Here is a 21422-nt window from a genome sequence, read left to right as displayed (position 1 = left end):
GCGCGAGGCCGGTGCCGAGCCCAGAGCCGGGCCCGAGGCCGGGAAACCGGGGGCCGAGTCGAGGCTCGACCGCCGAGCCCAGGGCCGAGCGCAAGGCCGGGAACCGAGCGCCGGGCGCGAGGCCCGGAACCGGGCGTCGAGCCGAGGCTTACCGTCGAGCAGCCCGGGGTTCCGCGTGCCTCGGGTTCAGGGGCGTTCCGCTCGAATGACCACCAGTTCCTCCTGGGTGTCGTCCTCGGTGATCAGGCCTTGGCGGACGAGCCAGGGGCGGCGGGAGTGGAGTACCGGGCCGTAGGGCACCTCGGCGCGGTCGACGACCGAGGCGCGCAGGCCGGCCTTCTCCAGGCGCCGCAGCGTCGTGTCGGTGCCGCACAGGTCCGAGTGGACCACCAGCAGCGTCCCGCCCGGGCGGAGCATCCGGGGTGCCGCCGCGCAGAGGCGGTCCACGAACACCCGGCCGTCCCGGCCGGCCTCCCACGCCCGGGCCCGCCCGCTGCGCGGGATCCGGTCGGCGGGCGAGGGCACGTAGGGCGGATTGCTGATCACCAGGTCGTACGTGCGCCCCGCGACCGCCGTGGTGAGGTCACCGTGCCGGACACGCACCCGCCGACGGGCGAGCAGCGCGTTCACGCGCGCCGTCAGCACGGAGAGCCAGGAGATGTCGACAGCGGTCACCCGGGCGCCCAGGCGCGCGGCCTGTACGGCGACGGCGCCGCTGCCGGTCCCCAGGTCGAGCACGTCGATGGAGGGGCCGAGGTCCTCGCGGCAGAGGGCACGCATGAGCAACTCGGTGTCCCATTGCGGGGCGTAGACGCCCGGCGGGGTGAGCAACAGCGTCGACGTCGACACCAGCGTGAGCGCCGCCATCGCCCACCTCCGTTCCCTTGGGCACGACGGCGACACCGCCGCGACGAGCCTTCGGATGCCGGGCCGAACTACCCGGCGCATTCGCGATTCACCCCACACACGCCGCATAAGCCACATACACTACATACGCCGCCTATGCCGCATACGCCATAGGTGCTTCGCACGCCGTACGCTCCGTACGCCTCACGCGTCTCACGCGCCTCACGCGCCTCACGCGCCTCACGCGCCTCCCACGAGTGCCCACGGATCTACGGGCCACACGGGTGCGGGTGGCCACCGGTGGCTACGGGTGTTCCGGCCGCTGGGCCGGAGGCACTCCCCCTCCCTTGCCGCCGCCCTTGCCGCCCTCGCCGCCCTTGTCCGTGCCATGGGCGTGGCCGCGCTTCGTCTCCGACTGCCGCGCCTTCAGTTCGGCGCTGTCCTGCGGTGTGGCACCGCCCTTGTCGCTGCGCCGCTGTTCCGGCTGCTGCGGATTGGACATCTGTGACACCTCGTTCACTTCAGGGGTGGTTGAGTCGGACGGGTGCCCCTGGGGAGCCATCCGAAGCAGACGCGTGGTGTTTTGTCGCTTATGGGTACTCGCGGAGCCGAGTGGCGGTGCAAGGCGCCGTCCCCAGTTCACGGAGGGATGGGTTCCCATGACTCAGCATGTGAGCGAGCTGATGACAAGCGCCCCGGTGACCGTCGAGCCGCAGACGTCGGTGGCGACCGTGGCCCGGATGATGCGGGACGAGGACATCGGCGCCGTCCTGGTCACCGAGGGCGATCGGCTGCGAGGGCTGGTCAGCGACCGCGACCTGGTGGTCCGCACGCTGGCCGAGGGCGGCGACCCGGGCCGGACGACCGTGGCGGAGGCGTGCAGCGACGACCTCGTCACGGTGGGCCCCGACGACGACGTCCGCCACGCGGTGGAACTGATGCGTGAGCACTCGGTCCGCCGTATGCCGGTCGTCGACGCGGAGCAGCACGCGGTGGGCATCGTCTCCCTCGGGGACCTGGCCATCGAGCGCGACCCCGAGTCGGCCCTCGGCGACATCAGCTCCACGAAGCCCAACAAGTAGCGCGTCCGCCGAAGGGAGCGTGCGCCATGACGACCCCTGAACCCGGCCCCCGACGAGCGCCGGGAGTCGACGCACACGGCGGGGTGCCGCCCGGTGAGACCCCGCCCGGCGAAGGGGGGACCTACGGGATCTCCCATCCGGAGCCGCCCGCACCGCGCAGGGGATGGGGGTCGATGTCCCTCGTCCTGATCCTGGTGGTGGTCGCGCTGATGGTGATCGGGCTGGTCGGTATGGCCGTGGTCCTCTGATCGCACGGCGATGAGCAAGGCCGGTGACGCGCCGTCACCGGCCGCCGCCGACCGGGTCGGCCAGCGCGATGCGTGCCGTGATGCGCTTGCCGACCGGCTCCTGTTCCACGAAGAGGTCCTCGGTGACGGCCTTGACGATCTCCAGCCCGTGCTGTCCGACCCGGTCGGGGTCGGCGCCCCGGGCCGCGGGCACCGTCGGGTCGCTGTCCCACACGACGATCTCCACGCTGTCGGTGGTGACGCGCAGCTCCAGGAGCACGGGACCGGGGGCGTACTTGCGGGCGTTGGTGACCAGTTCACTGACCACCAGCTGGGTGAGGTCGCGTACCCGCGCGGAGACGGCCAGCCGGTGATCGGCGTGGGCACGGTCGAGGAAGGCGAGGGCGTGATGGCGCGCGTCGGCGATGCAGCCGTCCTCGCCACCCAGGGCGTATCCGGCGCGCATCAGATACTTGTCCGTCCCGCCACAGCCGTCACCGTCGGCATTCGATCCCACGTGTCCCGCCCTCATTCCCCCCTCACATACGCGCCCGTACCCGCGATGGTCCCATCCATGCCACCCCGTCGACCGGGGGAAGGCTGCTTGGTCCGGACCGGACGCGCGATGAAATGGCCCGAATGCGCCGCTCGCACCGAGTTCGGACGCGGGTCCCCGGGGCATTCGGACGGCGGAGACGTGCTTGCGCTCATGGAGCCTCAAGGGAGGAGAGGTCATGCATCTGGCACGGGGAGGGAGCGCGGACGGCATCGGGTTGCTGTGGGCCATGGGCGCTCTGGCGCTGTACGTGCTGATCGGTTACGGGTTGCGGTACCGGGCCCGCGTCCGGCGCGGCTCGGGGCAGCCCGCGCGTGAGGCCCTGCACGATCTGAGGGAGGGGGAGGACCCTCCGCCGCGGCAGCGCTTCGTCAGCCGCATGATCATGCTGTGCGGCGGGGCGGCCACCGGCTTGGTGGGCTACGCGACCAGTGGCGGCGTCCGTGTCGTGGCCGTGGGCCTCACCGCCGTGGTGGGCATCACGGTATGGGCGTACTACGACCATTGCACCGAGACGCGAGCCACCGCCGCGGACCGATGACCCACCCGCCCGGCCCGGGGTCACGGCCCCGGCCCCGGATCCGGTCGGACGGCCTCCGTGATGCCCGCCCGGGCCGCCTCGAGCTGGGCGGCGAACGCGATCCCCAGGAACAGCGCGACACCCGTCAGGTTGGCCCACAGCAGCAGGGCGACGAACGCCGTCAGCGGCCCGTACACGGCGCCGAACGAGCCGCTCTTCGCGACGTAGAGCGCCAGCAGCCACGTGGCCGTGACCCACAGGACCAGGTGGACCGCCGAGCCGAACGCCAGCCAGGTGTAGCCGGGCTGGTCCCGGCGCGGGGCCCAGCGGAAGATGACCGCCGACGCGACCCAGGCGAGCAGGACACCCAGCGGCACTTCGAGGGGGCCCCACAGGTCGAGCCACTTCCGGGACCGGTCGAGGGTCTCCACCACCGCGGTCCCCACGGCGTCCCCGGCGACGAGCACGAGGAACCCCAGGACCATCGGCATGCCCGCCGCGAGGGCGAGGAGCAGGGCCCGCCCGTACTTGGCGAGGAAGGGCCGGTCGCGTTCGATGCCGTAGATGCGGTTGGCGCCCCGCTCCACCTGCCCCATCGCCGACGCGAGGTTCAGCACGGCGAAGGCCAGTCCCAGCCACATGGCGACGGCGTTCCACACGCCGGAGCCGGCGCTGCGCGCGGTGGCGTCCAGCGCGTCCTCGACCAGGCTCGCGCTGGCGCCCGGCACGATCCGGCCCACGGTGCGTTCGATGATCCGCCCCACGCTCTCCGTGTGGACGGTGGTGGCCACGCCGACCAGGGCGATGGTGAACGGCACCAGGCCGAGGACCACCTGGAAGGCGAGCGAACGGGAGTGGGAGAAGCCGTCCGCGTAGCGGAACCGGGCGAACGCGTCGAGCAGCAGCCGGCGGCCCCCGTAGCGCCGTAGCGCGGTCAGCGCCTCGTCGCCGGACAGTTCCTCCCCGATCATGTCCCGTGTCTGCGGGACGTGGACGACGGTCCCCATCGCGGGCGTCTCAGCCGCTCGCCGCGGCGGTCACCGTGTCGGGGTCCATGCCCGTGAGTTCGACGATGCGGTGCGGTGGCACGCCCGCGGCCAGGGCGCGGCCGATCAGTCCGTCCCGGCCGTCCGCGGTGTCGCGGTAGGCGAGCAGTTCCTCCTCGATCCGGGCGAGCGGCTCCGGTGCCAGCCGGTGGCGGACCCGGCTCAGTTCCTCGTCGCTCAGCGGGACGGGCAGCCGTTCCGCCCCCTCGGGGATGGACCCCGTCTCCTCAGGTGGCAGCAGGCGCAGTCGCGCGGAGGTCGGCGTGGTCCCTTGGGCGTCCAGCCACGCGCGAACGGCGGGAGTCTCCATGCAGGCGAGATCCTCGACGGCGGCGGGGGCCACGCCGAGCGGCACGGACTCGTCGTCGAGCAGGAACAGATAGGCGTCGTCGGTCATCCTCGATCCTTTCCCCACGGCTGCTGACCGACATCCGCATACCCCCTCGCGGCCGATTAACCGTCCGGCGGGCCCGGGCTCACCCGAACCGGGCCCGCGTCGGCTCCCGAGGTCAGGCGGTGGTGCCGCGACGGCTCCGGAACCACCACACCCCGCCGCCGACCGCGACGAGGACGGCCGCGCCGATGCCCAGCGGGACGGCCGGGGAGAGACCGTCGTCGCCGTCCGTGCTCTCCGCCGCCGGCTCGGCCGACGGTGTCCCGTCGTCGGACCGGGTCGAGTCCTCCGTGGACTCGGTCTCGGGGGCGGCCGTCGTGGGCTCCTCGGAGGGCGTGGGGCTGACTGCCTTCGCGCCGGGCGCGGCGGCCTTCAGGTCCAGGCGGGGCGCCGGGTGACCGTGGTGGCCGTCCTCCTCGGACTCCTCCAGTTCGATCCAGCGGTCCACCTTGCCGTCGCTGTAGGACTGCAGCGTCTTGAAGACCAGCGACTTCGCGTCGGGCAACTGCCGTACGGAGACGACGTACTCGGCGTCCTCCCCCACCGCGAGCCTGTCGCCCGAGACGGTGTAGCCCCGGCCGGTGGGGGCGAACTTCCAGCCGTCCGGGCCCTTCTCGTAGGTGATGTCGGCGGGGACGAGGCCCTCGGGGAGGATCACCTCCAGCTTGGTGATGCCGGCCGTGGCGGACTCCGACGCGGCGGAGAAGGTCAGTTCGACGTTCTGGTCGAGGGCGCGGGCGCCCTCCGCCTCGACCTCCGCGTGGGCCGCGGCGGGACCCGCGACGGCGACGACGGACGCGAGGGCGACCGCGGTGAGGGCGCCGGATCGACGCAGGGTGCGCAGCAGGGTGGAGCGATGCACGGGGAACTCCCTTGAACGGGCGGGCTGAAGGCGGTGACGGGACACGGGGGCAGCCCCGGCGCACCCGGGTCGGCGGAGGGCCGACCGTCGGGTACGGGGGTGCGGTGCTTGCCCGGGGCGGGGAGCCGACAGCGTGTCGTCGTATCCGCACGGCGACCCCGGGAAACCGGCTGTCGTCAGAAGGCGACAGCGGTCCCGGCCGGTGGCCCGCGGGAGGTGATCGCGCGGGTGAGGAGGTAGCGGCGCGCCACGCGGTCCGTACCGGCGCGGCGCGCGCGGACCCGCGGACGGTACGGCGGCGCGGACGGCCTGAGGAGCAGGCGGAGCGGCGCGGTCAGCCATCCGGCGAACGCCCGCAGGATGCGGAAGGCGGCGCGCTCACCGTGGGCGAGCCAGAGGCCGCAGAGCACCGCGGCCAGCAGATGGGCGGCGAGCATGCCCGTCGAGGGCAGGCCGCCCAGGGCATGGTCCAGCGCGTGCGCGGGCCCCGCGCCCATGTGGTCCATCGCCGGCGAGGAGGGCAGGGCCCCCGTCGTGTGCTCCATCGGTGCCGTGGCGGGCACGGCGCCCGTCACGGGGTCGGCCGTCCGCGCGCCCCGGCCCGTGGCGCTCCCGGGGTGTCGGACGGCCGTATGGGCGAGCGAGAACATCACGTGGAGGACGGCCTGGGCCGCGACCGTGGCGGAGCCGACCAGGAGCGGCCCGCGTTCCCGGCCGCCCGACCACCAGGCCGCGCCGCCGGTCGCCACCGCGCCCGCGGCCATGGCCCACCAGGGCACCGCGGTCCCGGACATCATGACGTGCCCGAGAGAGGTGAGCAGCACGCAGACAGCCGCGAACACGGCGGCCCTGAGCGTGCGGGAACACCCCCCAGCGGTCATCGAGCCCATCCTCGCAGTCCTGGTCCCATGCGTCACGGGAAGGTACGTGAACGCCCCTGGCCTCCCACTCAATCCAGCCGTGGTGACACACACCACACCGGCACGGAAGAGGGCGCGCGCCCAGCGGCTCGTCCACGGTCGAGGCGGACGGCGCGGCGCGGCGCCGCGCGCGGCGGCCTGATGCGGCATCAAGCCAAAGTGGCCCGCGCGGCGCCGGTCGCCTTCCGGGATCGGTGCGTCGCTCCTATCTTCGTACGCCGAGAGCGGTTACCGACGGTAAGGGGTGGGCGATGGGCGCGCAGGGCGGCACCACACGCAGAGGGTTCCTGGGTACGGCGACGGCCGTCGGCGGCGCCGTCGCGCTGGGCACCGCCGGGCGGGCCGCCGCCGAGGACGGCGCCGCCCCGCCCTCCGTGGCCGTCCTCGGCGGCGGCGTCGCCGGGCTCACGGCCGCGCACGAACTCGCCGAGCGCGGCTTCCGGGTGACGGTCTACGAACGCAAGGCGCTCGGTGGCAAGGCCCGCAGCATGGACGTACCGGGCAGCGCCACCGGCGGCCGTGCCCCGTTGCCCGGGGAACACGGCTTCCGCTTCATCCCGGGGATCTATCACAACCTGCCCGACACCATGCGCCGCATCCCGTTCCCGGGCAACGCCCATGGCGTGCACGACAACCTCGTGGCCCCCAAGGAGATGCTGTTCGCCCGGTCCGGCGGCCGGGAGGACATCAGGATCCCGCTGCCCTGGCCGGACAACGGCCCCGCCGAGCTCACCCCCGACGAGATCCGCCGCGCCGTCACCGCGGTGCTGGACACCGCCTTCAACCTCCCGCTCCACGAGGCCCTCTACTTCGCCGACCGCTTCCTGGTCTTCCTCACCAGCTGCGACGAACGCCGCGACGAGACCTGGGAACGGACGCCGTGGTGGGAGTTCGTACGGGCCGGGCAGATGTCGTTCGACTACCAGCGGATCCTCGCCGTCGGCATCACCCGCAACATCGTGGCCACCAAGGCGGAGGAGGCCAGCACCCGTACGGTCGCCACCCTGCTGGAGGCCTTCGCCTTCAACCTGCTGGGGCGGGGCGCGGACGGACCGCTGGACCGGATCCTGAACGCGCCCACGAACGAGGCGTGGATCGACCCGTGGGTGACACATCTGCGGTCGCTGGGTGTCGAGTTCAGGATCGGCTGGACCGTACGGGACCTGACGCTCGCGGGGGGCCGGATCGGCGGGGCCGTCGTGGAGGACCCGGCCGGCGTCCGGCGGACCGTCACCGCCGACCACTACATCTCGGCCATGCCGGTCGAGCACGCCCGGCGCACCTGGAACGCCGCCGTGCGCGCCGCCGATCCCCAACTGGCCGCGTGCGACCGGCTGGAGACCGACTGGATGACCGGTATCCAGTTCTATCTGACCGAACGCACGCCGATCCTGCACGGCCATCTCGACCTCATCGACTCCCCCTGGTCGCTGACCGCGATCGCGCAGGCCCAGCACTGGCCGAGCCACGACTTCCCCGCCGACTTCGGCGACGGCACGGTCGCGGACTGCCTGTCCGTGGACGTCTCCGAGTGGGACCGGCCGGGCATCCTGTACGGGAAGACGGCCAAGCAGTGCACCCGCGCCGAGGTCGCCCGCGAGGTGTGGGCGCAGCTGAAGGCGGCGCTCAACGACAGCGGCCGTACGGTCCTGAAGGACTCCGTGCTGCACTCCTGGTTCCTCGACCCGGCGGTGGACGGCCTCGGCACCCCGAACCCGGTCAACGACGAGCAGTTGCTGATCCATCCGACGGGCACCTTCCACCACCGTCCCCGCTCGGCCACGCGGATCCCCAACCTCTTCCTGTCCGGCGACTACGTGGCCGTGCCCATCGACCTGGCGACCATGGAGGGCGCCAACACCTCGGCCCGGCAGGCCGTCAACGCGCTGCTCGACCGGATCGGTTCGTCCGCCGCACGGTGCGCCGTCACCCCGCTGTACCGGGCGCCCGAGTTCGAGGCGCTCAAGCGTCACGACCGCACCCGGTACCTCCTGCGGCTGCCGAACCTGTTCGACCTGGGCTGACAGCGCCGTCCGGCGTAAGGGGCGACATCCACCGTCCGCGCCGGGGTCCCGCCGTTCACGTGCCAGGCTTGCCGGGACGGAAGGACGGGCTGTGAGCAGGGCATGGCGTACGCCGAGCCGGCGGGCCTGCCGCCCCTCGCCGGTCTCCATGGATGAGGCCCGGGGCGGGCCCGTACGCTGTCGCCGAAAACGCCCAGGGGGCGGGGGTGAGCCGTCCGTGCCCCCGGCGCCGTCCCTTCCCGTCCTCTCCTCGACACCCCGAAGGCGGTACTGCCGTGAAGGTGCACCACCTCAACTGCGGGACGATGCTCCCGCTCACCGGCGCGCTGGTCTGCCACGTCCTGCTCGTCGAGGCGCCCGGCGGGCTGGTGCTGGTGGACTCCGGGTTCGGGCTGCGCGACATCGCCGAGCCCGGACGCCGGCTGGGCTCCTCCCGGCATCTGGTCCGGCCCGTGCTCCGGGCCGAGGAGACGGCCGCGCGTCAGGTCGAGGCCCTCGGGTTCCGACGGGACGACGTACGGCACATCGTCGTCACCCACTTCGACTTCGACCACATCGGCGGCCTGGCCGACTTCCCCGACGCCCAGGTCCACACGACCGCGGCCGAGGCCCTGGGCGCCGTCGTCTCCCCGTCCCGGCGGGAACGGTCCCGGTACCGGTCCGCGCAGTGGGACCACGGGCCGAAGCTCGTCGAGCACACCCCGGACGGTGAGGCGTGGCGCGGATTCGCCGCCGCCAAGGAGCTCGACGCCGTCGCCCCGGGGATCGTCCTGGTCTCCCTGCCGGGGCACACCCGCGGCCACGCCTGCGTCGCGGTCGACACCGGAAGCGGCTGGATCCTGCACGCCGGCGACGCCTTCTACCACCGCGGCACGCTCGACGGGCGCTCCCCCGCCCCCCGGGCCCTGCGCGCCGTGGAGAACCTGCTGGCGTACGACCTGAAGCAGGTGCGCGCCAACCACGCCCGCCTCGCCGCGCTGCACCGCCGGGCCGACGCCGATCTGACCGTCGTCAACGCGCACGACCCCGTTCTGCTGGAGCGGACGCGGACCGCTCCGTAGCCACGGCACCGCCCCGCACCGGCCGGCCCGGCGACGACCGTCGAGAGGGCGGGCGGGCGTCAGGTCCAGCCGTCGAGCGACTTCATGAAGCCGTCGAAGTCGTCCCGGTGGATGGTGTGGCCCGCTCCGGGGACGGTACGGACCGTGAAGCCGCCGGCCCTGAGCCGGTCGGTGTCCTCGGGGCCGACCAGGGAGCTGGGGTCGGCGAGTTGGACGAGGGAGGGGACGACGGGGTGGCCGGGGACGAAGCCGGTGAGCGGGCGGCCGCCGAGGAAGTGGGCGGAACCGGCGTCCCAGGCGGCCAGCGTGGCCATCTCGATGTCGATGTCCTCGGGGTCCCAGCGGGGGTTGAGCGCGGCGGTCCGGGCGCGGGTGGCGCGTTTGAAGGCGGCGAACACCTCGGGGCCGACGTGCCGCTCGGGGTCGGCGGACGACCAGGCCGGGTCCGAGTAGACCGCCCGCCGGGGCCGCAGCCGTTCGACGGCGAGGGAGAGGGCGAGCCCGCCCAGGGAGTGCCCGAGCGCCAGGTCGGCCTGCCGGGGCAGGGTGTCGACGAGGTCGTCCGCGAAGAGCCGCGGGCTGTACGCGCCGCGCGGTGAGAGCCCGTGGCCCCGCAGGTCCACGGCGATCACCCGGTAGCCGCGGTCCGCGAGCGCCGGGCCGACCCGGCGCCAGGTGCGGGAGTCGGACATGATGCCGTGGACGAGCAGGGCGGTCCGGTCACCGGCGCCCCACTCACGGGTGTGCAGCAGCACGTGGTGCCCTTCGTCGGGTCGGCGTCGGTCAGGCTGCGGCCGGTGTACCCGGTCGCAGCCCGGGTGAGCAGTGTCCTGCCGACGGGGCGCGCGCTGTCAAGCCGTGTCGGGAACGGCCGCGTCGAGGGCGGTGCGCAGGGCCGTGGCCATCAGGTCGATCGCCTCCTTGCCTGCCTCCACCGGGCCGGTGTGGGTGAAGTAGTGGTCGACGCCCTCGAAGACGCGGTGGGTGACCGGGACCCCGGCGTCCGCCAGGGCCTTGGCGTAGGCGTCGCCCTCGTCGCGCAGTCGGTCGTTCTCGGCGGTGATGACCAGGGCGGGCGGCAGTCCGGCGAGGTCGTCGGCGAGGCCGGGTGAGGCCAGGGGGTCGGCGAGGTCGGCCGGGTCCGGGACGTAGGCGGCGGTGAAGATGCGCATGAGCTGTGGGCTGAGCAGCGGCTTGGCGATCCGGGACCGCTTGGTGGCCGGGTCGGCGACCTGGTCGAGCGGGGCGGAGTCGATGATCTGCAGGCGGGGGGTGAAGGTGCCCCGGTCGCGGGCCGTGCGGCAGACCCCGGCGGTCAGGTTGGCGCCCGCGCTGTGACCGCCGACGGCGAGCCGTGAGCCGTCCCAGTCGTGTGCCTCGCCGTTCCGCGCGACCCACTCGACGACGTCGTAGGCCTGGGTGACGGCGGCGGGGAAGACGTGCTGCGGGGCGACGGAGTAGTCGACGTTGACGACGACGCAGCCGGCGGTGGCGGCGATGTAGCGGCAGATGTGGTCGTCCTGATCCGGGCGGGCCACGATGAAGCCGCCGCCGTGGAAGTTGACGTAGACGGGAGCGGGGGTGGGGGTGGTGGCCGGCGGGCGGTAGACCGTGCAGTCGACCGGGCCGACCCCGGTCTCCACCCGAAGGGTTTCCGTCCGTTTCGGGACGTCGGTGAAGCGCAGCTCCTGGTGGACGCGGGTCATGACGCCGCTGAGCAGCAGCTGGACCCCTCTGGCCTGGATTCTGGCACCGAACGACATGATCGCACCCACCCATCGCTCCAACATTGAACTAACAGGATTCCTGTTGGTGGGATGATGGACGCTGATCCGGTTTTCCGCAACGGTGAGCACGCCACCGTCGCGGGGCCGGTGGCGTGCGGGGGGGGCGCCAGGGGCGCCGAGGTCAGCTCTCGGCGGCGGCGAGGAGGACGAAGTCCGCGCCCGACGGGTCGAGGCAGACGGCCAGCCGGCCGACGTCCGGCATGTCCACGGGGCCCATCTGCACACTGCCGCCGTGCCCGGTGACCGCCGCCACGGCCGTGTCGCAGTCGGCGACGGCGAAGACGGGATGCCAGTACGGCCGTCCGCCGGTCAGGGTGAGGTCCTCCGCGCGGAGCTGCATCAGGCCGCCCTGCATGCGCTCCTCGGGCAGCCCGGCGGGCGTGATGAGCGTGTACACGCCCCCGTCGCCCGGCATCGGCATGTCGCCGAACTGCCAGCCGAGGACGCCGCCGTAGAACTCCTTGGCGGCGGAGACGTCGGTCGTGTACAGCTCGGTCCAGGACAGCGAGCCCGGCTCGTCCGCGAGTTCGAATCCCGCGTTCGTGCCCGGCTGCCAGACGGCGAACTGACCGCCGAGCGGGTCGCTGTACTGGGCCATCCGCCCCCAGTCGCCGAGGTCCCGCGACGGCACCCGCACCGTGCCGCCGGCGCCCTCCACTGCTCGCGTCGTGGCGTCCGCGTCGGTGACGGTGTAGTAGATCATCCAGGCCGACCGCGCGCCCTCCTCGGTGAGTTCGCCGAGCCCGCCGACGACCTTGCCGTCCTTGCGGAAGACTCCGCCCGAGCTCTCCGTCCCCTCCCCCTCTCCCCCGCCGCCCATGGGCTCGTACTCCCAGCCCAGCACCGCCCGGTAGAAGGCCGCCGCGGCCGGGAGGTCGCGGACGCCGAGGTCCAGCCAGCAGGGGGAGCCGGGCTTCAGGTCAGTGGTGATCACGAAATTCCCCTTCGCGTTCTCGGTGCCTGTGCCTTCAGCCTGACACCGGCCGCGGACGCCCGCGCGCCGACCGTCAGGCGTCCAGGGCCCTTCTGATGGATCTCCGTGACGCCGCGGAGATCCATCAGAAGGGCTCCAGGTCGTCGGCGAAGTGCCGGAAGCCGTGGCGGTCGCGGTGGATGCCCCACAGGGTGTCGGCGAGGACGGCCGGGTCCTTGCGGGGGTGCCCGGGGACGATAGCGCCGGGCACCACCAGCTGCGCGACATGGACGCCCTCGGCCGCGAGGGTGTCGTGCAGCAGGAGGCCGTAGGCGCTCTCCGCCGCGAACGCCACGGACGTCCCGGCCCGGTCGGGGTGCGGGACCACGGCCGTACCGCCGTTGACGAGCAGGATCGTGCCGCGGCCGAGGGCGCGCATCCCAGGCAGCACCTGGCGTACGGCGGCGACCGCGCCGTAGACGGAGAACTCGATCGGGCCGACCAGGTCGGTGTGGCTCGTCTCCAGCACCGGCAGCATGAAGTCCGGATGCGGCAGGGGGCTGTACTGGAGGACCTCGATCGGGCCGAGCGCGGTGCGCGCCGCGTCGAGCGCGGCGGTCAGGGCCTCGGGGTCGCGTACGTCGGCGGCGAACCCCCGCGCGGTGATGCCCTGGTCGGCGAGGTCGGCGGCGAGCGCCCCCGTGCGCTCCGGGTCGCGGGCGACGAGCGCCACGGCGAACCCCTCACGGCCGAAGCGACGGGCGACGGCCGCGCCGAGACCCGGCCCGGCTCCGATGACGGCGATGGTGGTCATGGCTCGTGTGCCTCCTGACGGACGTGCTCGACGGTCGTCCCCACTGTCGCGGAGCCGCCACGATCGCGCGCCGCCAGGGGGCGGGAATCACGCGGAGCGGGCGCACGGCCGACGACCTGCTCGACACGGTGGCGCCGCGCTGGGCCTGACCGATGTGGGTGGGGGGCCGTTGGGGGTGCGTGTTCGGGTGCGGGCCCGGTGGGGCTTCTCGCGCAGTTCCCCGCGCCCCTGAAAAGCAGGGGCTGCGCCCCGTGCTTTTCGGCCCGAGAGGGCCGTAGGCCCTCAAGGGGCGCGCGGAACTGCGCGAGCAACCCCCGCCCACCCGGCCCCGAACACGAAACCCGGCGCCCCCCATACGGCTGGACCGCTCCCCCCGAGTGGCGGGACTGCCCGACCCGGTCGCCACGCGGAGCGGGTCCCGTTCTACGGTCGGAGCGGTGGCAGTGGACGGTGCGGGCGGCGACGTGCGCACGGGACGGCGAGGCGGGACGCGTGTGATCCGGGTGACGGTGGTGGACGACGAGGCCCTGGTGCGGTCCGGCTTCGAGCTGATCCTGAACGCGGCGGAGGACATCGAGGTCGTCGCGACGGCGACGGGCGCCGAGGCGGTCGAGACCGTACGGCGGGTGGCGCCGGACGTGGTGCTGCTCGACATCCGGATGCCGGACGTCGACGGCCTGACCGTGCTGCGGGAAGTGCGCGCGCTGCCGCAGCCGCCGGTGGTGGCGATGCTGACGACGTTCGACGCCGACGAGTACATCCTCACCGCGCTGCGTTCCGGCGCGGCCGGCTTCCTGCTCAAGGACACCGAACCCGAGCAACTGGCCCAGCTGGTACAGACGTTGGTGGCCGGCGGTGTGGTGATGTCACCGAAGGCGTCCCGCGCCGTCTGGCAGAGCCATCCCGTGGCCGCACCGGTCGACGACGTGGAGGCCGCCCGGGTGGGGCGGCTCACCGGGCGCGAACGGGAGGTGCTCGTGCTGGTCGCGGAGGGACTGTCGAACGCCGACATCGGCGCCCGTGTCCACCTCAGCGCGGGCACGGTGAAGGACCATGTCAGCGCGATCCTCGGCAAGTTGCGGGTGAGCAGCCGCGTGCAGGCCGCGCTGCTCGCACAGCGGGCCGGGCTGCTGGACGACGGGGCGCGGCGCTCGCCGGAAGCGGGTCGATGACCGTGCCGAGAGCCGGCGCGTGGTGGGCGCGGATGCCGGATCCGGTGGTGGACGCCGTGGTCGTCCTGATCGCGGTCGTCGACGTCGTGCTCAATCTGTGGGGCGCCTCGCCCCTCACCACGGGGATCGCGGCCGGGGGCTGCGCCGCCCTCGCGCTGCGCCGTCGGTTCCCGCTCGCGGTCTTCGTGTGCACGCTGCCGGCCGCGCTGATGCTGGATGTCGTGTTCGCCCCGCTCGCGGCCCTGTTCACCCTGGCGGAACGGTCCCGCGACCGCCGTCTGCTCGGCATGTGCGCCCTGCTCTTCGGGCTCGCCTCCGCCGCCCCCTGGCCGCTGAACGACGTCAGCTCGCACGACCGCAACTGGACGGTCGTGTACTTCTTCTACACGCTCGCCACCGCCGCCGCCCCCATCCTGCTGGGCCAGCTCGTGCAGGCCCGGCGGGACCTGGCGGGCCGCCTGGTCGAGATCGAGGACGCGCGGGAACACGAACGGCTGCTGCACTCGCAGGCCGTGCTCGCCCGCGAACGCGCCCAGCTGGCCCGCGAGATGCATGACGTCGTCTCCCACCAGGTCAGCCTGATCGCCGTGCAGGCGGGCGCGCTGCAGGTCGCCGCCCGGGACCCGGAGGCCAAGGAGGGCGCCCGCACGATCCGTTCGCTCAGTGTCGACACGCTCGACGAACTGCGGCACATGGTGACCCTGCTGCGCGCCTCCGGTGGCCGGGCCACGGAACTCACCCCGCAGCCCACCCTGGCCGACCTCCACCGCCTGGTCACCACCAGCGGTATCGAGGCCGACCTGACGGGCGAACTCCCGCCGGACATCGGCACGCCCGCACAGCGCGCGGTCTACCGCACCGTGCAGGAGGCCCTCACCAACGTCCGCAAGCACGCCCCGGGCGCCACCGCCGCCGTACGGCTCCGGTGCGCCGCCGACGGCTCGTCCTTCGGCGTCACGGTCACGAACGGCCCCGCCGTCCGCCCCTCCCTGGCGCTCCCCGGCTCCCGCCAGGGCCTCGTCGGGCTGCGGGAACGCGCCGAACTCCTGGGCGGCACCCTGGAGTCGGGCCCGACGTCCGACGGCGACTGGGAGGTGACGCTGCGGATCCCGGCCCCGGACTCGGCAGCGCCCCTACCCGCCCGTCCCGAGCAATCCGTCGAGGACGAGCGACGCCCCTGACCCCGCCGTGGCGGCGATCCGTCCGGCCGCCGGGGCGGCGGGCGAGGGGAAACGTCGCCGGTGGCCGCCTGTCCCGCTCGCTCTCTAGAGGGGGGCCGGTTCCGGGAAGGTCAGGTCGGCGGCGTCGTGCAGTTCGGCCCAGACCGTCTTGCCCCGGCGGGCGCGGCGGGTGCCCCAGTGCTCGGCGAGCTGGGCGACCAGGAGCAGGCCCCGGCCGCCCTCGTCGTAGCCCCGGGCGCGGCGCAGATGCGGCGTGGTGCCGCCGGAGTCGGAGACCTCGCAGATGAGGGTGCGGTCGCGGATGAGCCGTAGCCGGACGGGGGGCCTGCCGTAGCGGATGGCGTTGGTGACGAGTTCGCTGACCACCAGCTCGGCGGTGAACTCCAGCTCCGCCAGGCCCCAGTCCCGCAGCTGCCGGGTGACGTGGGCCCTGGCCCGTGCGACGGCGGCGGGTTCGGCCGCCAGGTCCCATGTGGCGACCTGGCTCGCGCCGAGGGCGTGGGTCCGGGCCAGGAGCAGGGCGACGTCGTCGGGTGGTCTGGCCGGGAGCAGTGCTTCGAGCACTGCGTCGCAGGTGGCCTCCAGGGAGGGGCCGGGCCGGGCGAGGGCGTCGCGGAGCCGGGCCAGACCCGCGCCGATGTCGTGGTCCCGCGCCTCGACCAGACCGTCGGTGTAGAGCGCGAGCACACTGCCCTCCGGCAGTTCGAACTCCGCCGCCTCGAACGGCAGCCCGCCCAGGCCGAGCGGCGGTCCCGGCGGCAGCTCCAGGAAGTCGACGGTGCCGTCCCGGCCGACCACGGCGGGCAGCACGTGCCCCGCGCGGGCGAGGGTGCAGCGGCGCGACACGGGGTCGTACACGGCGTAGAGGCAGGTGGCCCCGATGTCCCCGCCACCGCCGACGGCCTCGGTCGCGTCGGCCTCGACGGGCCCGCCGGCGGTCCCGGCGGTCGGAGCGGTCCGAGCGGTCCGAGCCTCGTCGTCCGCGTGATCCTCGTCGTCCTCGTCGTCCTCGTCGTTCCTGTCGTCCTCGTCGTTCTCGTCCACCTCGGCGGAGAGGCGGAGCACGACGTCGTCCAGATGGGTGAGGAGTTCGTCGGGCGGCAGATCGATGTCGGCCAGGGTGCGTACGGCGGTCCGCAGACGCCCCATGGTGGCGGCGGCGTGGATGCCGTGCCCCACGACGTCGCCCACGACGAGGGCGACCCTGGCGCCGGAGAGCGGGATGACGTCGTACCAGTCGCCGCCCACACCGCCCTGGGCGTCGGCGGGGAGGTAGCGGAAAGCGACGTCGACGGCGGACTGCCTCGGGGTGCGGCGCGGGAGCAGGCTGCGTTGCAGGGTGAGCGCGGTGGCTCGGGCGTGTGTGTAACGGCGGGCGTTGTCGACCGCGATCGCCGCCCTCGCCGCGATCTCCTGCGCGAGCAGCAGATCCTCGTCGTCGAACGCGTCGGGATTGCGGTCCCGGCAGAACTGGGCGACACCGAGCGTGGCGCCCCGCGCCCGCAACGGCACCACCAGCGTGGAGTGCACCGGCCGGCGCCGACCGCCGGGGCCGCCGTCCCCGCCCCCGCCCCCGCCCGCACCGGCGCCGGTCTCGGTCCCCACCGCACCGGCACCGTCACCCTCCGCCGCGCCGCACCCGCCGCCCGGGGGCTCGGCGGCCGTGTACGGCCCCCGGTGGCCGCCGTCGAGGCGGTGCCTGCTCGGCTGGCCCGTGGCCAGCGCGCGGGACGGCGGGGAGCCGGGCGGGTAGGTGTGGGGCAGCCGAGGGGCGGGCGGGGCCGCCGGGCCCGGGTGGGCGACCGACCGCTGGGCGACCCGGTGGAGCACGGGTGACGTGCGCGGTTCGTCCGGCGGGGTGCCGTGGGCGCCGAGCGCGGAGTCGAGCAGGTCGACGGTGACGAGGTCGGCGAAGTGCTCGGTGGCGAAGTCGGCCAGTTCCTGCGTGGTGCGGACGATGTCCAGCGTGGTGCCGATGCGGACGCTCGACTCGTTCACCATGGACAGCCGCCAGCGCAGCCGCCGGTCGCGCTCCTCCTGGTAGGCGACGACGCCCTGCTCGGAGGTGCGGTCCACGTACCCGGTCGCCGTCATGATCAGGCTCCGCGCGGCCTCGCTGATCAGGGCCGCGTCGTCGGTGCACCGGGGCATCTCCGCCAGCAGGTGGTCGAGGATGATGCCCTGGCCCAGCCGGAAGGCCCGCAACACCGCGCTCACGGGAATCCCGTGCCGGGCCACCCGGCGTAGGCGCTCCAGTTCGGTGGACGGTACCTCGATACCGCCCGGTTCGACGCCGTACCGCAGGGCGGACAGCACCGCGACGACGTGCTCGGCGACGTTGTCCGAGGCCATGGCGTCGGGGTGCGCCCACAGCTCGGGCATCTCGCGGCGCAGGCATCGCTCCACCTCGGCGGTCAGCTCGTCCGCTCTGGGGACGAGCTCACGCGCGACACGGGCCACGAGACCGTCAGCCGTGGAGTCCACAGTCACGACGGTACGCCGAACAACCGCTCACGCCCCACCGCGAGCCCGACCGCCCCGCCGTCCCGGGGGACGGTCCTCCTCCCCTCCCCTTCCCCGGGTCCGGCTATTGTGACGAGGCGAATCGAACACACGCAGGGCTGGCGGAGGGCACGTGGTGTCGGACGTAGGGCGGCTCGTCGCCGGGCGCTACCGGCTCACGGAGCAGATAGGCCGCGGCGGCATGGGCACGGTATGGCGGGCGGGGGACGAGGTCCTCGACCGCCAGGTCGCCGTGAAGCGGCTGCACGTGCAGCCGCATCTGTCGCCCGACGACCTCGTCACCCTGTACGAGCGCACGCGCCGCGAGGCCCGCAGCGCGGCCCGGATCGCGCACCCGAACGTGATCGTCGTCCACGACGTGGTGGACGACCGTCTGGACGACCACACGGACGACGGCACGGGCGGCCGCGCGGGCGGAGTCCGGGGCGGCGGCGCGGGCGGATCCGGCGACGGCCGGCCCTGCATCGTCATGGAGTACGTCCCGGCGCCCACCCTCGCCGACCTCCTCACCGACGGCCGGACCCTCCCGCCCGAGGAGGCGGCCCGGATCGGTCTGGGCATGGTCGCCGCGCTGCGTGCCGCGCACGCCGCCGGGGTGCTGCACCGCGACGTCAAACCCGGCAACGTCCTGCTCGGCGCCGAGGGCCGGGTGGTCCTCACCGACTTCGGCATCGCGATGACGGCGGACGCCTCGACCCTCACCAAGACCGGCGAGATGGTCGGCTCCATCCACTACATGGCCCCGGAGCGGATCCGCGGCCAGAAGCCCGGTCCGGCCTCGGACCTGTGGGCCCTCGGGGCCACGCTCTACCAGGCGGTCGAGGGACGGCCGCCGTTCCGCCGCCTCACCGCGATGGAGGCCGCGTACGCCATCGCCGTGGACCCCCTGGAGCCCCTGAAGCGGGGCGGCGCCCTGGAGCCCCTCATCGAGGCCCTCCTGGCCAAGGACCCCGCCGACCGGCCCACCACGGAACAGACGGAACGGGCCCTCCGCGCCGTCGTCTCCGGCCAGGCGACCATCGCCCTGCCGATGCCGATGCCGATGCCGACGCCGATGCCGACCCCGACTGCGGCACCGGCCTCGACGCCGATGCCTTCGCCGGGGGCCGGTGCCCCGGCCGGGGGAAGCACGCGCGCGTACGACGCCGGCACGACCGGCGGCGGGACGGACGGCGGCGCGACCGGCGGCGGGACCGTGGGCGGCGCGACCGGCGGCGGGACCGTGGGCGACGGGACCGGCGGCCGGCACACGGGGCAGCAGATGCCCCCGGCCGACCCCGGGAGCCCTCCGGACGGCGGACGCCCGGATCGCGGCGGCCGCAGGAAGCGACGGCTCCTCGTCCCGGTCGCCGTCGCGGTGACCGTGGCCGCCACGGTCGCGGGCGCCGGGCTCTACCTGGTCGCGAATCCCGACGGGCAACCCACCTCCCCGAGGGGCGGCACGTCCGCCACCCCCGCCCACTCCCCCTCGCCCGTACCCGCCGGCTACCACCTGGTCAGGGACGAGACCCTCGGGATCTCCTTCCCCGTCCCGGACGGCTGGCGGGCCGGCAAGCGGACGTCGGAGTCGGTCACCTACACCGACGAGACGAAACTGGTCGAACTGACCATCGGCGTCGTGGACCCCGCAGGCTCGCACCCCGAGGCCCACTTCGCGGACATCGAGGCCAACACCAAGATCAACTACCCGGACTCGTACCGACGGCTGCGGATGCAGCGGACCACCTTCCGCGGCGAACCGGCGGCCGTCTGGGAGTTCACCTTCCGGGGCCGGGCCCGGACCTTCCGCGCCATCGACCTCGGATACGGCCGCGAGGGCGAACGGGAGTACGACATCTACCTCTCGGCCCCGGACCTCGACTGGGACGTCTACCGCCCCGTCTTCGACAAGGTCAAGGACGGCTTCACCACCGACGCCTCCGTCAAGGCCCCGTGAGCGCCCGTCCCCCGGCCGGCGCCACATGCAGCCGGAACCCGGCGACCCGGTGCGCCGGCCACGCCCGGGCGAACTCAGGCGCCCCGGCGCCGGGTGCGACGAGGGCCGCCACGGGGATGCGGTCGGCGGTGCGCACCATGCCTTCGCGGGTGATGTTGGCGTTGTTGCCGTGGGTGTGGGCGGAGGAGCAGCCCGCGTAGTAGGCGATGGGGATGGCGTAGTGGCCGGTCAGCAGACAGGGCGGCCGGACGCCGAGGCGCCGCAGTTGCGCGGCGACACGGTTCCAGTCCCGGTGCGACGCCGTGGTGCGCGTGACGGTCCGCTCCAGCACCGCGTACTGCACGGCGAGATGCCCGACGAGCCCGAGCGCCACCACGGCCCCCGCGACCGGCCGCCAGGCCCCGCCCGGCCCCCTGACGAGGCGCAGCAGCGCGTCGGCGACGGGGATCGCCAGCAGGGCGTACGCGGGCAGCAGGAAGCGCGGAGCGGCGTACCCGATCAGGAACAGGTACGGGACTGCGGCCGTGACGGCGCAGACCAGCGGCACCGCCGTGGGCGCCGGCCGCCCGGCCCGGACCGCGACGGCCAGGCCGAGCGCGGCCAGCGCCGGCAGGACGAACCACCAGGCACTGACCGCCGGATGCGGCAGGTCGCCGGTGCACGGACGGCACAACGTACGCCCCACCAGGCTCCGCAGCTGGTCGTCGACGGCGATGTTCCAGCCCAGCCCGCCCTGGATCCGCGACCCGTCGGCCAGCCGCCGGGCCGGCCCGCCGAACCGGGCGTACGCCTCCACGACCCAGGCGACCACCCCGGTGGCGAGGCCGGCCGCCGTCACCGCCAGGAGCCGTGGCCGCCGCCACCGTCGGGCGGCCACCAGCAGCGTGAACAGCGGGAGTGTCACCCACACGGCGTCGGTGGGCCGCATCCACGCCATCAGCGCCGTGGCCGCGCCCGCGCCCCACAGCGCCGACCGGTCCCCCGGATCGTTCCGGGCCCGCAGGAAGCAGGCCACACAGCCGAGCGCGCCGACCGCGACCCAGTAGTTGGGCATGGCCTGCGGCCCGTAGAAGAGGGTCACCCACAGGGACGCGAACAGCGCCCCGGCGACCGCGCACACGCGCGCCGGGAAGAGCCCTCGCCAGGCGTGCAGGGCGAGGTGGAGCGCCACGCCCGACAGCAGCGCGAGATACACGCGCAGCACCACGGTGGAGGACGTCCAGACGACCACCGGCGCCACCAGTAGCGGCACGCCCCGGGTCCGGGGCGCGCTGAAGAACGCCGCCGGCGCGTGCGGGCTGACCTGGCTGACGTACACCGTCTCGTCCCACCCGAGCCCCATCCCCGGTGGTACGAGCAGGAGTTGGGCCAGCGTGAACGCCGCGGCGACCAGGGCGACGGGGCCGGGGCCCGGTGCCACGGCCGCCGGGACGGCGACGGGCGCGACGGCCGGAGCAGCGTGCGAACTCATGCGCATGGACCCATCCCGGGGCGACACCGACAAGCCTCTTACCCAACACATGCATTTAAAGGGACAAAAGGATCAGCCGCCCGCCGC

The 21422-nt window shown here is 74.0% G+C and carries 21 protein-coding genes; 8 read left to right on the top strand and 13 right to left on the bottom strand.

Annotated elements, in window-relative coordinates:
* Window positions 1-186: 186 nt before the first annotated feature.
* Together ACZ52C_RS13385 and ACZ52C_RS13380 are read right to left on the bottom strand one after the other, a co-directional pair.
* Window positions 187-867: a HemK2/MTQ2 family protein methyltransferase gene (locus tag ACZ52C_RS13385; RefSeq protein WP_469074839.1), complete on the bottom strand. Its 681-nt coding sequence runs from the start codon at window positions 865-867 to the stop codon at window positions 187-189.
* Between the two features lie 283 nt (window positions 868-1150).
* Window positions 1151-1348: a hypothetical protein gene (locus tag ACZ52C_RS13380; RefSeq protein WP_469074838.1), complete on the bottom strand. Its 198-nt coding sequence runs from the start codon at window positions 1346-1348 to the stop codon at window positions 1151-1153.
* Window positions 1349-1505: 157 nt separating this feature from the next.
* On the opposite strand from ACZ52C_RS13380, the gene ACZ52C_RS13375 reads away from it, so the two are divergent.
* Together ACZ52C_RS13375 and ACZ52C_RS13370 are read left to right on the top strand one after the other, a co-directional pair.
* Entirely contained in the window at window positions 1506-1928 is a 423-nt protein-coding gene (locus tag ACZ52C_RS13375; protein ID WP_060886883.1) for a CBS domain-containing protein, read from the top strand.
* A gap of 26 nt (window positions 1929-1954) precedes the next feature.
* On the top strand, window positions 1955-2176 hold the full coding sequence (locus ACZ52C_RS13370) for a DUF6480 family protein (protein WP_045559668.1): 222 nt from the start codon (window positions 1955-1957) through the stop codon (window positions 2174-2176).
* A gap of 34 nt (window positions 2177-2210) precedes the next feature.
* Here ACZ52C_RS13370 and ACZ52C_RS13365 read toward each other — a convergent pair whose 3' ends face one another.
* Window positions 2211-2672 carry an ATP-binding protein gene (locus tag ACZ52C_RS13365; protein WP_469074837.1) on the bottom strand — a complete coding sequence of 154 codons (462 nt, stop codon included), beginning with the start codon at window positions 2670-2672 and terminating at the stop codon, window positions 2211-2213.
* Window positions 2673-2889: 217 nt separating this feature from the next.
* Between ACZ52C_RS13365 and ACZ52C_RS13360 the strand changes: the two genes are divergently transcribed.
* Window positions 2890-3252, top strand: coding sequence for a hypothetical protein (locus ACZ52C_RS13360; RefSeq protein WP_469074836.1), 363 nt, complete (start codon window positions 2890-2892; stop codon window positions 3250-3252).
* A gap of 20 nt (window positions 3253-3272) precedes the next feature.
* On the opposite strand, the gene ACZ52C_RS13355 is transcribed toward ACZ52C_RS13360, so the two are convergent.
* The 4 genes from ACZ52C_RS13355 to ACZ52C_RS13340 form a co-directional block, all read right to left on the bottom strand.
* Entirely contained in the window at window positions 3273-4238 is a 966-nt protein-coding gene (locus ACZ52C_RS13355) for a YihY/virulence factor BrkB family protein (protein WP_469074835.1), read from the bottom strand.
* Window positions 4239-4248: 10 nt separating this feature from the next.
* A complete protein-coding gene (locus ACZ52C_RS13350; RefSeq protein ID WP_469074834.1) occupies window positions 4249-4674 on the bottom strand; it encodes a DUF6003 family protein in 426 nt (141 codons plus the stop codon).
* Between the two features lie 112 nt (window positions 4675-4786).
* Window positions 4787-5533, bottom strand: a complete 747-nt coding sequence (locus ACZ52C_RS13345) for a DUF1775 domain-containing protein (RefSeq protein WP_469074833.1) — start codon at window positions 5531-5533, stop codon at window positions 4787-4789.
* Window positions 5534-5709: 176 nt separating this feature from the next.
* Window positions 5710-6414, bottom strand: coding sequence for a hypothetical protein (locus ACZ52C_RS13340; RefSeq protein ID WP_469074832.1), 705 nt, complete (start codon window positions 6412-6414; stop codon window positions 5710-5712).
* Window positions 6415-6704: 290 nt separating this feature from the next.
* On the opposite strand from ACZ52C_RS13340, the gene ACZ52C_RS13335 reads away from it, so the two are divergent.
* Together ACZ52C_RS13335 and ACZ52C_RS13330 are read left to right on the top strand one after the other, a co-directional pair.
* A complete protein-coding gene (locus ACZ52C_RS13335) occupies window positions 6705-8477 on the top strand; it encodes a hydroxysqualene dehydroxylase (RefSeq protein ID WP_469074831.1) in 1773 nt (590 codons plus the stop codon).
* Window positions 8478-8752: 275 nt separating this feature from the next.
* The gene (locus ACZ52C_RS13330; protein ID WP_469074830.1) at window positions 8753-9538 is read left to right on the top strand and encodes an MBL fold metallo-hydrolase; all 786 of its coding nucleotides are present in this window, start codon (window positions 8753-8755) and stop codon (window positions 9536-9538) included.
* 59 nt (window positions 9539-9597) lie between these two features.
* Here ACZ52C_RS13330 and ACZ52C_RS13325 read toward each other — a convergent pair whose 3' ends face one another.
* The 4 genes from ACZ52C_RS13325 to ACZ52C_RS13310 form a co-directional block, all read right to left on the bottom strand.
* On the bottom strand, window positions 9598-10293 hold the full coding sequence (locus ACZ52C_RS13325; RefSeq protein WP_469074829.1) for an alpha/beta fold hydrolase: 696 nt from the start codon (window positions 10291-10293) through the stop codon (window positions 9598-9600).
* A 96-nt stretch (window positions 10294-10389) separates the two neighbouring features.
* Window positions 10390-11301 (bottom strand): alpha/beta hydrolase, encoded by a 912-nt coding sequence (locus ACZ52C_RS13320; protein WP_469074828.1) that lies wholly within the window; start codon window positions 11299-11301, stop codon window positions 10390-10392.
* A gap of 145 nt (window positions 11302-11446) precedes the next feature.
* A complete protein-coding gene (locus tag ACZ52C_RS13315) occupies window positions 11447-12259 on the bottom strand; it encodes a VOC family protein (RefSeq protein WP_469074827.1) in 813 nt (270 codons plus the stop codon).
* 124 nt (window positions 12260-12383) lie between these two features.
* Complete coding sequence (locus ACZ52C_RS13310; protein ID WP_469074826.1) at window positions 12384-13052, bottom strand: SDR family NAD(P)-dependent oxidoreductase; 669 nt, start codon at window positions 13050-13052, stop codon at window positions 12384-12386.
* 494 nt (window positions 13053-13546) lie between these two features.
* On the opposite strand from ACZ52C_RS13310, the gene ACZ52C_RS13305 reads away from it, so the two are divergent.
* Both ACZ52C_RS13305 and ACZ52C_RS13300 read left to right on the top strand, forming a co-directional pair.
* The gene (locus ACZ52C_RS13305) at window positions 13547-14224 is read left to right on the top strand and encodes a response regulator (RefSeq protein ID WP_469075331.1); all 678 of its coding nucleotides are present in this window, start codon (window positions 13547-13549) and stop codon (window positions 14222-14224) included.
* The gene (locus ACZ52C_RS13300) at window positions 14221-15405 is read left to right on the top strand and encodes a sensor histidine kinase (RefSeq protein WP_469074825.1); all 1185 of its coding nucleotides are present in this window, start codon (window positions 14221-14223) and stop codon (window positions 15403-15405) included. Before ACZ52C_RS13305 ends, ACZ52C_RS13300 begins: the two co-directional genes overlap by 4 nt.
* A gap of 84 nt (window positions 15406-15489) precedes the next feature.
* Here the strand turns inward: ACZ52C_RS13300 and ACZ52C_RS13295 are convergent, their stop codons facing one another.
* Window positions 15490-17889, bottom strand: a complete 2400-nt coding sequence (locus ACZ52C_RS13295; protein WP_469074824.1) for a SpoIIE family protein phosphatase — start codon at window positions 17887-17889, stop codon at window positions 15490-15492.
* 151 nt (window positions 17890-18040) lie between these two features.
* Between ACZ52C_RS13295 and ACZ52C_RS13290 the strand changes: the two genes are divergently transcribed.
* Window positions 18041-19864 (top strand): serine/threonine-protein kinase, encoded by a 1824-nt coding sequence (locus ACZ52C_RS13290; protein WP_469074823.1) that lies wholly within the window; start codon window positions 18041-18043, stop codon window positions 19862-19864.
* Here the strand turns inward: ACZ52C_RS13290 and ACZ52C_RS13285 are convergent.
* Window positions 19851-21341 (bottom strand): hypothetical protein, encoded by a 1491-nt coding sequence (locus ACZ52C_RS13285; protein WP_469074822.1) that lies wholly within the window; start codon window positions 21339-21341, stop codon window positions 19851-19853. The genes ACZ52C_RS13290 and ACZ52C_RS13285 overlap by 14 nt on opposite strands.
* Window positions 21342-21422 lie beyond the last annotated feature (81 nt).

This window comes from Streptomyces sp. NPDC034049, from assembly GCF_055575575.1.
The sequence above is the reverse complement of the archived record's forward strand: the minus strand, read 5'-3'. Positions and strand labels throughout refer to the sequence as shown.

Coding starts and splice junctions, on each gene's coding strand:
- ACZ52C_RS13375 (WP_060886883.1), top strand. CDS start 1,506: ATGACTCAGCATGTGAGCGAGCTGATGACAAGCGCCCCGGTGACCGTC.
- ACZ52C_RS13360 (WP_469074836.1), top strand. CDS start 2,890: ATGCATCTGGCACGGGGAGGGAGCGCGGACGGCATCGGGTTGCTGTGG.
- ACZ52C_RS13380 (WP_469074838.1), bottom strand. CDS start 1,348: ATGTCCAATCCGCAGCAGCCGGAACAGCGGCGCAGCGACAAGGGCGGT.
- ACZ52C_RS13285 (WP_469074822.1), bottom strand. CDS start 21,341: ATGCGCATGAGTTCGCACGCTGCTCCGGCCGTCGCGCCCGTCGCCGTC.
- ACZ52C_RS13320 (WP_469074828.1), bottom strand. CDS start 11,301: ATGTCGTTCGGTGCCAGAATCCAGGCCAGAGGGGTCCAGCTGCTGCTC.
- ACZ52C_RS13355 (WP_469074835.1), bottom strand. CDS start 4,238: ATGGGGACCGTCGTCCACGTCCCGCAGACACGGGACATGATCGGGGAG.
- ACZ52C_RS13335 (WP_469074831.1), top strand. CDS start 6,705: ATGGGCGCGCAGGGCGGCACCACACGCAGAGGGTTCCTGGGTACGGCG.
- ACZ52C_RS13385 (WP_469074839.1), bottom strand. CDS start 867: ATGGCGGCGCTCACGCTGGTGTCGACGTCGACGCTGTTGCTCACCCCG.
- ACZ52C_RS13340 (WP_469074832.1), bottom strand. CDS start 6,414: ATGACCGCTGGGGGGTGTTCCCGCACGCTCAGGGCCGCCGTGTTCGCG.
- ACZ52C_RS13370 (WP_045559668.1), top strand. CDS start 1,955: ATGACGACCCCTGAACCCGGCCCCCGACGAGCGCCGGGAGTCGACGCA.
- ACZ52C_RS13310 (WP_469074826.1), bottom strand. CDS start 13,052: ATGACCACCATCGCCGTCATCGGAGCCGGGCCGGGTCTCGGCGCGGCC.
- ACZ52C_RS13300 (WP_469074825.1), top strand. CDS start 14,221: ATGACCGTGCCGAGAGCCGGCGCGTGGTGGGCGCGGATGCCGGATCCG.
- ACZ52C_RS13350 (WP_469074834.1), bottom strand. CDS start 4,674: ATGACCGACGACGCCTATCTGTTCCTGCTCGACGACGAGTCCGTGCCG.